This window comes from Pseudomonas sp. CM27, assembly GCF_013179515.1.
Lineage (GTDB): Bacteria > Pseudomonadota > Gammaproteobacteria > Pseudomonadales > Pseudomonadaceae > Aquipseudomonas.
In genome coordinates, this window is the sequence record NZ_JABMCN010000210.1 from 1 (window position 1) to 10,781 (window position 10,781).

Here is a 10,781-nt window from a genome sequence, read left to right on the forward strand (position 1 = left end):
ACGGGCACAGCTCGAACCCTGGTATGACTTTGCGGTGCTCGACGCGGTGCGTTATCGGGTCGGTGACGAACAGCAGATGAGTGCAGCCAATGTGATGTTGCAAAACCCCGACGTGAATGCCGTGACGTTGATCGACACGATCATCTTCCGCCGCGGCAGCGATGCCGAGGACAATGTGGCCTTATGGGCGCACGAGCTCAAGCATGTGCAGCAGTATCAGGCGCTGGGCGTGGACGAGTTCGCCCGGCGCTACACGCGCAACTACGACGAGCTTGAAGCGCCGGCCTACAAAGTCGAGGCCGAGGTGGCGAAGGCGCTGCGCGAGCGCGGCTCAGGGCAGGCCAGATAAGAATGGGCTGCTGCGGCAGCCCTCCCCCGTCAGGACCGCGCCGACATCTGTTCCGCCCCCTCCTCCCGGCTGGCATACCGCTGCGCCAGTACTGCACAAACCATCAGCTGAATCTGGTGGAACAGCATCAACGGCAGGATCATGGCACCAATGCCACTGCCCACGAACAGCACCTGGGCCATCGGCACACCAGTCGCCAGGCTTTTCTTCGAGCCGGCAAACAGGATGGTAATGCGGTCCTCCAGATCAAAGCCCAGCGCCTTGCCCAGCAGGCGGGTGCCGAACAACACCACCGCCAGCAGGATCCCGCACACGGCAAACAACCCGGCGAGGTGCTGTGGCGATACGGTGTGCCACAGCCCGGTGACCACCGCCTCGCTGAACGCGGTGTAAACCACCAGCAGGATCGACCCTTGGTCGACCACCTTGAGCCAGCGGGCATTGCGCTTGACCCAGGCGCCAATCCAGCGCCGCGCAATCTGCCCGGCCACGAATGGCACCAGCAGCTGCAAGGTGATCTTCAGCACCGCATCCAGACCGGAGCCGGTATCACCGCTGGCGCCCAGCAGCATCACCACCAGCAACGGCGTCAGGAAAATGCCCAGCAAACTGGACGCCGCAGCACTGCAGATGGCCGCCGGCACGTTACCGCGGGCCAGCGAGGTGAAAGCGATGGCTGACTGCACGGTGGCCGGCAAGGCACACAGGTAGAGCACGCCCAGGTAAAGCTCGTTGCCCACCAGCGGCACGAATAGCGGCTTGAAAGCCAGGCCCAGCAGCGGGAACATGACGAAGGTGCAGGAGAACACCAGCAGGTGCAGGCGCCAGTGCCCGGCACCGGCAATGATCGCCTCGCGCGACAGCTTGGCGCCATGCAGGAAGAACAGCAGGCCGATGGCCAGGTTGGTCAGCCAGCCGAAGTACACCGCGCCGTCGCCCGAGCACGGCAGCACCGTGGCAATCAGCACCACCCCGAGCAAGGCCAGGGTGAAATTGTCGAATAACATGCGCAAATACTTCATCACTGCTTCCGTCTTGTCATTGTGCAAGGGCAGACGATAAGGTTTTCGGCTTTGCGCCGCTAACGCCGGAACCCCCACCGGTATCGCTCAACGGACACGTTCCCGTAAAGGACCCGCCCATGCCCCCTCCTCGCCTGGCCGCACTTGCCGCTGCCATCACCCTCACCCTCGGCCAAGCCACTGCCCGGGCCGACGACCAGTTGCAGGCCAAGGTCGACCAGGTCATCCGCCCGCTGATGCAAGCGCAGGGCATCACCGGCATGGCCGTGGCTATCTACGCCCGCGACCATGCGCATTACTTCAGCTATGGCGTGGCCAGCAAGGCCGACAACGTGCCAGTCAGCCGGGACACGCTGTTCGAGATCGGCTCGCTGAGCAAGACCTACACCGCCACCCTTGCCGCGCTGGCCAGTGCCGAGGGCAAGCTGGACCTCGCTGCCCCGGCCAAGCGTTATCACCCGGCACTGGCCGGGGCGCCCATCGGTGATGCCAGCGTGCTGGACCTGGGCGCCTACAGTGCCGACTGCCTGCCCCTGCAATTCCCGGATGCCGTGCAGACGCCACAGCAGGTGGTCGACTTCTTCCGTCACTGGCAGCCCCGTGCCCAGCCCGGCACCCGGCGCTGCTATTCCAACCCCAGCCTGGGTTTGTTTGGCGACCTTGCTGCCCGCGCGCAGCACCAGGGGTTTTCCACCCTGATGAGCGAAGGCCTGCTGGCGAAAATGGGCCTGGAAAGCACCTACCTGGATGTCCCGGCCAGCGCCGAGGGGCTGTATGCCCAAGGCTATGACGCCGCCGACAAACCCGTACGCGTGGGCCCCGGCCCCTACGCCGATGAGGCTTACGGGATCAAGACCAGCGCCAGCGACCTGCTGCGCTACGTGCGCCTGCACATGCAGCCTGAGGGCCTGCCCCCAGCGCTGGCAAAAGCCACCGCCATCACCCAGCAAGGCTACTTCCAGGTGGGGCCGATGACTCAAGGCCTGGGCTGGGAGCGCTACCCCTACCCCGTCACCCTGTCTACCCTCGAAGCGGGCAACAGCGTCCAGATGATTCGCGAACCGCAGGCCACCACGCGGCTGCAACCAGCCCTGCCCGTGCTGCCTGCCGCCTGGTACAACAAGACTGGCGCCACTAACGGTTTCGGTGCCTACGCCGCGTTTGTGCCATCCGAGCACTTGGCAATCGTATTGCTGGCCAATCGAAATTACCCCAACGAAGCCCGGATACGCGCAGCGTTCGAAATACTCTCAGGGCTGTAGTGCGGGGGCGATTGTCGGACAAATCGACAGAAATGTAGTGCCAGAAAATATTCACTACAAAATGGTTGACGCCGTTCATCGCGCTTGGGCATGATGAAGCCGTCTCCCTGATCGGGAGCGATGGCAAGGGTGTTCCAGACGGCTTGCGCGGTAACGCAGGCCGTCCGTGGAGAGGGAATCTGTCCAAAAGGCAGCGTGAGAAAGCCCCTGTTGCGATGCTGCTGTAGCAGCCTTGGTAGTGCGCTACATCGTGTTGGCGCCAACTGTGAAAATCACCTAAGAATGGGTAATGGGGGCTTTATGATGAACTTGAACGACAAACCGACAATCGACCAATTGGCCCAACTGTTCGCTGGACGCAAGGACAGCCTTGACGACCACCTGCTGTGGGTCAGCCAAACCGGTGAAGTGCGCCTCGACCGCCTGCCACCGAACACCGTCGAAGCTGAATTCGAAGAGCACCTGCCCAGCATGCGTGCACGCTTCAAGGTCTACCGCCGTGGGATGGGCTACGTCGGCAAGAAGGCAGCCGCCGACACCGAGTTCGTTGGCCGCGTGCTGCAGACCCTGCAACAGGAATGGCCCGCCGCCCGTGAGCAGCAGGCAGTCAAGGTGATCGAACCGCTCAACTGAGGGCTCTCACCTTTATCGAAGCCCGGCCGCACAGGCCGGGCTTTTTCATGCCCGGCGCCGGTGGCGGCGCGGCTCTGGCAAGGGCAAGGCGCCCGTTGCCATCGCCCGGGCGCGATCGACGCCCCATACCATGGCGCGGGTCATCGTCTCGCCTGGCCGTGCAGGGTAGTACTCTTCCAGCAACGCTCGCCCATCCCCGCCATACAACCCGAGGAACAACTGGGTGGCCCCCAGGCGCGAAAGCCGTACCTGCACGTCCAGCGTGGTGCCGTCGCTGAGTACTTCGTCGTGGCTGCGGCTATGCAGCTGGGCGTCGGCCCACTGCCAATAGGTATCTTCCCTGACTCGCATGAGCATTCAATCCTCCGTCGCTGCAATGCCACGCCAGCAAACCACAGCCTTGGCCGTTCGGCGAGCGCTACCCGGCAATACCATGAGGCGGATCAACGAACCGCAACAAAAACCCCGCCATCGGGCGGGGTTGGGCTGGGGCGGGGTCACTTCTTCAACGGCACCCGCGGCATGAAGCGGCCTTTTTTGCTGCGCTGCAGGTGTGCAGGCTGGAGCTGTTCGGAATCATCCAGCGTCATGTGGGCGAACCCCAGGCGAAATGCCGCCTGGCCGCAACGCACTTGGCTGTTGATCGGGAACGCGTCGTTCAGGTCTTCGAAAAAGGATTCGCTCATGCCCTGTGTCCCTCCAGTGGCGGTCGCGCCGGCAACCAGAAAAGTTGCCCAGGTAGACGCGGCCTGTGAAAGTGAGACTAGCTGGTCATTTGCAGACCACCCGGGCAGAACGCCTTGGACCCGACCAGTGGCATAAACGTTCTATTTCAGGCGCACCGCTGTACCCGTGGCAAAAACCACCACCATGCCGCCTTGTACCGACGGCATGCTGATCTCGAAATCCACACCCACTATCGCGTCGGCGTGCAACTGCCGTGCCCGCGCTTTCAACTCTTCGGTAGCCTGCTCGCGGGCCTCGCGCAGCGCGCTTTCCAGGGTTTGCGAGCGGCCACCGAAAAAGTCGCGAAAGCGTGCAAAGAAATCGCGCACGAAGTTGATGCCCTGCACCGACTCGGAGCTGACTACACCCAGGTATTCGGCAATCGGGCGGCCTTCGAGCTGACTGGTGGTGGAAATGATCATGAGTGCGCTCCGCAAGCCTGGCAAAAGGAGCCGATTCTAACAGAGCGCAGTCCTGCAGATTTGCCTTACGCGCTAGCGGCCCGCAAGCGCTGCCCGATCCGGGCGCCGAGGACGTTGACCAGCAAACCCGCCATCACCAGCAGCGCGCCCCAGCCCTGGGTTGCGGTCAGGCGTTCGCCCAGCAGCAACGCCGACGAGCTCAAGCCAATCACCGGCACCAACAGCGAGAACGGGGCCACCTTGCCTGCCGGGTGGCGCGAGAGCAGCGTGCTCCACAGGCTGTAGCCGAGCATGGTTGCGACAAAGGCCAGGTACGCCAGGGCCAGCAGCGAACTCAAGCTGATATTGGCCAGGGCGTGGCCGATGCGCTCTGGCCCTTCCAGCCACCAGGACAGTGCCAGGAACGGCAGCGGCGGAATCAGCCCGCCCCAGATCACCAGCGCCACCAGGTCGACCGAGCCAAAACGCCGGGTAATGATATTGCCCAACCCCCACATGGCACCGCCACACAGGGTCAGCACCAGCGCCAGCATTGGCACATGGCCGCCATCTTCACTGCCGATCAGTGCCAGGCCACCAGCCGCCACCAGCAGCCCCAGCACGCTGGCCACGCGCAAACGCTCGCCAAGAAACAGGGCAGCGAAGCCCAGGGTGAAGAACGCCTGCGACTGCAAAATCAGCGACGCCAGCCCCGGGGGCATGCCGCTGTACATCGCCTGGAACAGAAAGGCGAACTGGCCCAATGAAATGGTCGCCCCATAGGCGATCAGCCAGCGCCAAGGCAGCTTGGGGCGCTTGACCAGCAAGATAGCCGGGAATGCCACCAGCAAGAACCGCAGCGCGCCCAGCAACATCGGCGGCAAGCCATCGAGGCCCACCTTGATGACCACGAAGTTGACGCCCCAAGCGACAATCACCACCAGGGCGATGAGCAGGTCCTTCAGCGGCATTGCAGCGTTCCTCAGCAGATTTCTTAGACATATTTCGTAACAGCATAAGGCTATTCCATCGCGTCCGACCAGCACAGTTACGCCCAAGGGTTGCGCAACAGTACCACTGTAATCCTCGGTAAACTTCACTTGACCGGACTTGTATAGACATGCTCAGATCAAGCCAAGGTCATTCGCCTTGCGTCCAGCCGATGACCTCCTCGCTTATACAAAAACAATCAAGCGGAGCCACACCATGTCCAGCAAACCCGTGCTCGAACGGCGCTCGATCGACTACATCCCGGAAACTGAACGCCATGGACGCGTGTACAGTCAGTTCACCCTCTGGCTCGGAGCCAACCTGCAAATTACCGCTATCGTGACCGGTGCCCTGGCCGTGGTGCTGGGTGGCGACGTGTTCTGGTCGCTGATCGGCCTGCTGATCGGCCAACTGATCGGTGGTGCAGTCATGGCGCTGCACGCGGCGCAAGGCCCACGCCTTGGGCTGCCGCAGATGATCTCCAGCCGAGTGCAGTTCGGGGTTTATGGCGCCGCCATCCCGATGGTGCTGGTGTGCCTGATGTACATGGGCTTCACCGCTACTGGCACGGTGCTTTCCGGGCAGGCGATCGGCCAGCTGTTAAGTGTCAGCGATAGCACCGGCATCCTTATCTTCGCGGCAGTGATCGTGCTCGCCACCCTGGCCGGGTACCGGGTCATCCACTGGATCGGCCGGATCGCCAGCGTGCTGGGCATCATCGCGTTCGTCTACCTGTTCAGTCGCATCCTCATGCTGGCCGATATCGGGCAGTTGCTGGACAACCGTCATTTCACCTGGGCATCGTTCCTGCTGGCGGTTTCGCTGGCGGCATCCTGGCAGATAGCCTTCGGCCCCTATGTAGCGGACTACTCGCGCTACCTGCCCAGCAGCACTTCACCGGTCAAGACCTTCTTCGCCGCAGGCCTGGGCTCGGTGATCGGGGCCCAGGCATCGATGATCCTCGGTGTGTTCGCGGCGGCCATTGCCGGCGGCGAATTTTCCGGGCGCGAAGTGGCCTACATTGTCGGCCTGGGAGGTGTCGGCACCACTGCCGCGCTGCTGTATTTCTGCATAGCGTTCGGCAAGGTGACCATCTCGACCCTGAACTCCTACGGCAGCTTCATGTGCATCGCAACCATCATCAGCGGCTTGCGCGGCCACCTGACGATCACCCGCAGCCAACGCCTGGTGTTCGTACTGGCCATCGTCGGAGCGGCAACCCTGGTCGCGCTGCTTGGCCAGCATTCGTTTCTGACCGCGTTCAAGTCGTTCATCCTGTTCCTGCTGACTTTCTTCGTGCCCTGGAGCGCCGTCAACCTGGTGGACTACTACTTCATCACCAAGGAGCGCTACGACATCCCTGCCCTCGCCGACCCACAGGGTCGCTACGGTCGCTGGAACTGGCCAGGCATCATCGTGTACACCGTCGGCGTGCTGATCCAGATGCCGTTCATCGACACCAAGCTGTACACCGGGCCGATGGTCGCGCACCTGGGTGGAGTGGATGTGTCCTGGCTGATCGGACTGGTGGTGCCTAGCGTGCTGTACTACCTGGTCGCGCGGCGTCGTGCTGAGCTAGCACCTGCGGCGATGATTGTGCCTGGGGTGAATTGATCGGGGTGTGGAGGGCTGGGCGGTGAGTGGCCAGACTGCACTGCACATTGTCTGCCGGCAAGCCTTCCTCGCAAGGAATGCATCAGGCTGACAGGGGCTTGTCACAGCATTTGCAGCGCCTATGAGATCGAGCGCCGCGCTGGCGGCGCTCGATCTCATAGGCGCTGCATGTCTTAAGGCAAGCACCTGTAAGCCCTGATGCAACCTGCCAGACCCTAGCATCCCCCACAGCGACCACTGACCCTACGGCCATCACCTGACTCCGCGCCATTTCGCCGCCGCCTTCGCTCTGCATCGTAGCGTTCTCCTGCCGGTTCCCCCAAAGGCCCGTTTTCCTGTTGCTGTGAGCTCACACCCTCGCTCTGAGACTGAGAAAAAGCCAGCCGCATTCAAGTAAAGAAATGAGTTGACTTTTTACTGCAGCTACACTTTCATAACAGAAAAACAACAACAGATCACCGGAGCCGCCTGCATGCAAACCGCCTTCCCGCACCTGTTCGAGCCGCTGCAGATCCGCGGCAAACGCTTGAAGAACCGGATCATGTCAACCGGCCACGACACCTGCCTTCCCACCGACAACCTGGTCAACGACAAGCTGATCGCCTACCAGCGGGACCGCGCCGCCGGCGGCGTGGGCCTGATCGTGCTGCAGGTCGCCGGGGTGCACGAGAGTGCCCGCTACACCTCGCATGTGCTGATGGCTACCGACGATGCCTGCATCGATGGCTACCGCCAGCTTGCCCAGGCGTGCCATGCGCATGGCACGCTGGTGCTGTCGCAGCTGTTCCACCCGGGGCGGGAAATCATGGAGTCGGCGGATGGCCTGCTGGCAATCGCCTACTCCGCATCGGCCGTGCCCAATGAACGCTTCCGGGTGATGCCGCGTGCACTGGACCAGGCGATGATCGACGAAATCGTCCAGGGCTACGCCAGCGCTGCCCGCCGCCTGCACCAGGCCGGGCTGGACGGCGTCGAGGTGGTGGCCAGCCATGGCTACCTGCCCGCCCAGTTCCTCAACCCACGGGTGAACCTGCGCAGCGACGGCTACAACGGCGAACTGGAAAAACGCCTGAGGTTTCTGCGCGAAGTGCTGGCCGCAGTGCGCGCCGCCACCGACGAGCAGTTCATCATCGGCCTGCGCATCAGTGCCGAAGAGCGCGACAGCCAAGGCCTGAGCGAAGATGAATCACTGGCCGCCGCCGTTGCCTTGCAGGGCCAGCTCGACTACCTGCACATCGTCGCCGGTACCTCGGCGTCCTTGGGCGGTGCGGTGCATATCGTTCCACCCATGGCCATCGAGGCGGCGTACCTGGCTCGCGAGGCGGGCACCTTCAAGCAGCAGCTGGACGTGCCACTGTTCGTTACCGGACGCATCAATCAGCCCCAGGAGGCCGAACAGATTCTCGCCCGCGGCCAGGCAGATGTGTGCGGCATGACCCGGGCGCTGATCTGCGACCCGCTGATGCCGAGCAAAACCGAGCACGGTAACGTTGAAAACGTGCGCGCCTGCATCGCCTGCAACCAGGCGTGCATCGGCCACTTCCACCGCGGCCTGGCGATTTCCTGCATCCAACGCCCCGAAACCGGCCGAGAGCTGCAGTACGGCCAAATGACCATCACCCCCTCGCCCAGGCGCATCATGGTCGCCGGCGGCGGGCCCGCCGGCATGAAGGCCGCAGCCGTGGCCGCCGCGCGCGGGCATCAGGTGACCCTGTACGAGGCCGGCCCGCAACTGGGCGGCCAGGTGCTGCTGGCCCAGTTGCTACCGCGGCGTAGCGAGTTTGGCGGCGCCAGCACCAACCTGCAGCGGGAAATGGCGTTGGCGGGGGTGGAGGTGGTGCGCAACACCCGGGTCGATCGCGCCCTGGTCGAGCGTGAGCGCCCTGACCTGGTGATCGCCGCGACCGGCGCCATCCCTTATTGGCCGGCGTTCGAACGCACCGGCGAGTTGCAGGTGGTAGACGCCTGGCAAGTGCTGCGCAACGAAGTGACGCTGGGGCGCTCGGTGCTGGTGATCGATTGGCGCTGCGACTGGATAGGCCCCGGCATCGCCGAGCGCCTGGTGCGCGATGGGCATCAGGTGCAACTGGCCGTCAACGGTACGCATTGCGGCGAGAACCTGCCGCTGTACGTACGTGACCAGCTCGCCGGCGAACTGCACCGCCTGGGGATCTCCATCACGCCTTATGCCCGGCTGTATGGTAGCGACGACAGCACGGTGTACCTGCAACACACCGCCAGCGGCGAACCGATGATCTTCGAAGGCATCGATACCCTGGTGCTATGCATGGGCCATCAGCCGGAGGACCGCCTGGCCACGGAACTGGCCGGCCTGGTGGAGGTGCGGCGCATTGGCGACTGCCTGGCGCCGCGCACCGCCGAGGAAGCGATTCACGATGGCCTGACGGTTGCCTGGGCGCTCTGAGGCTGTACATACTGGGGCTTTTACGATGGACCGACGTGCATGAGCCAACTCCCCCAGCCCCCCGCCAGCGAAGCCGGGGCCGTCGCCCCACAATTCCTGGGCACCCGCATCCGCGGCCTGCGCAAGCGCCGCGGCATGACACTGCAGGAGTTGGCCACGCAAAGTGAACTGACCGCAGGCTACATCAGCCAGCTGGAGCGCAACCTCTCGTACCCGTCGATCCCGGCACTGTTCAACATCGCCCGCAGCCTGGGCGTGACCATCCAGTGGTTCTTCGCCAGCGAAGCCACCACAGCCCCTGAGGATCAAGGCTACGTGGTGCGTCGCAACAGCCGCCTCAGCGTGCATTACGAAGATGGCATCGTCGACCAGTTGCTCACGCCCCAGCCCAACCGCCAGCTGGAAATCCTGCACTCACGCTTCCCCCCGGGCACCTATAGCCAGCAGAGCTACAGCCACGACGGCGAAGAGGCCGGCTATGTGCTCAGTGGGTGCTTCGAGCTGTGGGTGGGCGAGCGGCATTTCCAGCTAGCCGAAGGTGACAGTTTCAGCTTCTCGAGCCAGGAACCGCATCGCTACGGCAACCCCGGTGAGAAGGATGCGGTGGTGATCTGGGTGATCACACCGCCAACCTTCTGAAGCTCGCCGCCAAGCCCGCGCGGGGGCGGCCTGTCGAGAAGGCTCAGGCCGCAACAAACAGCTCATTGGCAATTTGCGCCTGGGCGGCATCGATCGCCTGGCTGCGCTGCTCCGGGCCATAGGCCAGGCCATGGGCACGGACGATTTCCAGGTCGGTCACACCGATAAAGCCCAGGAACACCTTGAGGAAGTCCTCATGCCCGGCGCCCGTCGGCTGGCCAGCGTGCAGGCCGCCAGCGGTCGATACCAGCACCACTTTCTTGTTGCCGCACAGCCCTTCCGGGCCGCTTTCGGTGTAGCGGAAAGTCTTGCCGGCGACGGCCACGCGGTCGATCCAGGCCTTGAGCTGGGTCGGCACGGTGAAGTTGTACATCGGCGCACCAATCACCACGGCGTCGGCAGCCAGGAACTCTTCCAGGGTTTCCGCGCTCAGCCTGGCTTCGAAAGCCTGCGCTGCATCACGCATATCTTCTGGCGTACCAGCAGCAACCAGCGTAGCAGCGGAAAAATGGGCGATGGCATCTGCGGCCAGGTCGCGATACACCACTTCAACGCTTGGGTCAGCGGCTTGCCAGGCTTCGACCACTTCGCGGCTCAGCTGGCGGGAGGCGGAATTGTCGCCCAGGATGCTCGAATCGATGTGCAACAGTTTCATGGGACTCTCCTGTATATGAAGACCGCAGTGCTGGGCGATCACGATGGGGAGAATCCTACCTGGGT

12 protein-coding genes are annotated in these 10,781 nt (G+C 63.4%); 6 read left to right on the forward strand and 6 right to left on the reverse strand.

Annotated features, from left to right (window positions below):
• A partial coding sequence (locus tag HP547_RS22195; RefSeq protein WP_172287436.1) for a DUF4157 domain-containing protein occupies positions 1-349 on the forward strand: 349 nt, incomplete at its 5' end.
• Between the two features lie 29 nt (positions 350-378).
• Here the strand turns inward: HP547_RS22195 and HP547_RS22200 are convergent.
• Entirely contained in the window at positions 379-1,371 is a 993-nt protein-coding gene (locus HP547_RS22200) for a bile acid:sodium symporter family protein (RefSeq protein ID WP_172229862.1), read from the reverse strand.
• Between the two features lie 119 nt (positions 1,372-1,490).
• Between HP547_RS22200 and ampC the strand changes: the two genes are divergently transcribed.
• Together ampC and HP547_RS22210 are read left to right on the forward strand one after the other, a co-directional pair.
• Entirely contained in the window at positions 1,491-2,633 is a 1,143-nt protein-coding gene (gene ampC / locus HP547_RS22205) for a class C beta-lactamase (RefSeq protein WP_172287437.1), read from the forward strand.
• A 300-nt stretch (positions 2,634-2,933) separates the two neighbouring features.
• Complete coding sequence (locus HP547_RS22210; protein WP_172229867.1) at positions 2,934-3,266, forward strand: hypothetical protein; 333 nt, start codon at positions 2,934-2,936, stop codon at positions 3,264-3,266.
• A gap of 45 nt (positions 3,267-3,311) precedes the next feature.
• Here HP547_RS22210 and HP547_RS22215 read toward each other — a convergent pair whose 3' ends face one another.
• From HP547_RS22215 to HP547_RS22230, 4 genes are all read right to left on the reverse strand, one after another.
• Positions 3,312-3,623: a hypothetical protein gene (locus HP547_RS22215; RefSeq protein ID WP_172229870.1), complete on the reverse strand. Its 312-nt coding sequence runs from the start codon at positions 3,621-3,623 to the stop codon at positions 3,312-3,314.
• 140 nt (positions 3,624-3,763) lie between these two features.
• The gene (locus HP547_RS22220) at positions 3,764-3,952 is read right to left on the reverse strand and encodes a hypothetical protein (protein ID WP_003253897.1); all 189 of its coding nucleotides are present in this window, start codon (positions 3,950-3,952) and stop codon (positions 3,764-3,766) included.
• Positions 3,953-4,093: 141 nt separating this feature from the next.
• Complete coding sequence (locus HP547_RS22225) at positions 4,094-4,414, reverse strand: YbjQ family protein (RefSeq protein ID WP_172233427.1); 321 nt, start codon at positions 4,412-4,414, stop codon at positions 4,094-4,096.
• Positions 4,415-4,479: 65 nt separating this feature from the next.
• On the reverse strand, positions 4,480-5,364 hold the full coding sequence (locus HP547_RS22230; RefSeq protein ID WP_172287438.1) for an EamA family transporter: 885 nt from the start codon (positions 5,362-5,364) through the stop codon (positions 4,480-4,482).
• Between the two features lie 235 nt (positions 5,365-5,599).
• Here HP547_RS22230 and HP547_RS22235 point away from each other — a divergent pair, with 235 nt between their 5' ends.
• The 3 genes from HP547_RS22235 (at position 5,600) to HP547_RS22245 (ending at position 10,061) form a co-directional block, all read left to right on the forward strand.
• Complete coding sequence (locus HP547_RS22235; RefSeq protein WP_172222775.1) at positions 5,600-6,997, forward strand: cytosine permease; 1,398 nt, start codon at positions 5,600-5,602, stop codon at positions 6,995-6,997.
• Positions 6,998-7,469: 472 nt separating this feature from the next.
• Entirely contained in the window at positions 7,470-9,422 is a 1,953-nt protein-coding gene (locus HP547_RS22240; RefSeq protein WP_172287439.1) for an FAD-dependent oxidoreductase, read from the forward strand.
• Positions 9,423-9,461: 39 nt separating this feature from the next.
• Positions 9,462-10,061, forward strand: coding sequence for a helix-turn-helix domain-containing protein (locus HP547_RS22245; protein WP_172222783.1), 600 nt, complete (start codon positions 9,462-9,464; stop codon positions 10,059-10,061).
• A gap of 43 nt (positions 10,062-10,104) precedes the next feature.
• Here HP547_RS22245 and HP547_RS22250 read toward each other — a convergent pair whose 3' ends face one another.
• Positions 10,105-10,716 (reverse strand): FMN-dependent NADH-azoreductase, encoded by a 612-nt coding sequence (locus tag HP547_RS22250; RefSeq protein WP_172222788.1) that lies wholly within the window; start codon positions 10,714-10,716, stop codon positions 10,105-10,107.
• Positions 10,717-10,781 lie beyond the last annotated feature (65 nt).

Excerpts from the sequence above, each read along its gene's own strand:
- HP547_RS22250 (WP_172222788.1), bottom strand. The coding sequence starts at position 10,716 with ATGAAACTGTTGCACATCGATTCGAGCATCCTGGGCGACAATTCCGCC.
- HP547_RS22225 (WP_172233427.1), bottom strand. The coding sequence starts at position 4,414 with ATGATCATTTCCACCACCAGTCAGCTCGAAGGCCGCCCGATTGCCGAA.
- ampC (WP_172287437.1), top strand. The coding sequence starts at position 1,491 with ATGCCCCCTCCTCGCCTGGCCGCACTTGCCGCTGCCATCACCCTCACC.
- HP547_RS22230 (WP_172287438.1), bottom strand. The coding sequence starts at position 5,364 with ATGCCGCTGAAGGACCTGCTCATCGCCCTGGTGGTGATTGTCGCTTGG.
- HP547_RS22210 (WP_172229867.1), top strand. The coding sequence starts at position 2,934 with ATGATGAACTTGAACGACAAACCGACAATCGACCAATTGGCCCAACTG.
- HP547_RS22245 (WP_172222783.1), top strand. The coding sequence starts at position 9,462 with ATGAGCCAACTCCCCCAGCCCCCCGCCAGCGAAGCCGGGGCCGTCGCC.
- HP547_RS22200 (WP_172229862.1), bottom strand. The coding sequence starts at position 1,371 with ATGAAGTATTTGCGCATGTTATTCGACAATTTCACCCTGGCCTTGCTC.
- HP547_RS22240 (WP_172287439.1), top strand. The coding sequence starts at position 7,470 with ATGCAAACCGCCTTCCCGCACCTGTTCGAGCCGCTGCAGATCCGCGGC.
- HP547_RS22215 (WP_172229870.1), bottom strand. The coding sequence starts at position 3,623 with ATGCTCATGCGAGTCAGGGAAGATACCTATTGGCAGTGGGCCGACGCC.
- HP547_RS22220 (WP_003253897.1), bottom strand. The coding sequence starts at position 3,952 with ATGAGCGAATCCTTTTTCGAAGACCTGAACGACGCGTTCCCGATCAAC.
- HP547_RS22235 (WP_172222775.1), top strand. The coding sequence starts at position 5,600 with ATGTCCAGCAAACCCGTGCTCGAACGGCGCTCGATCGACTACATCCCG.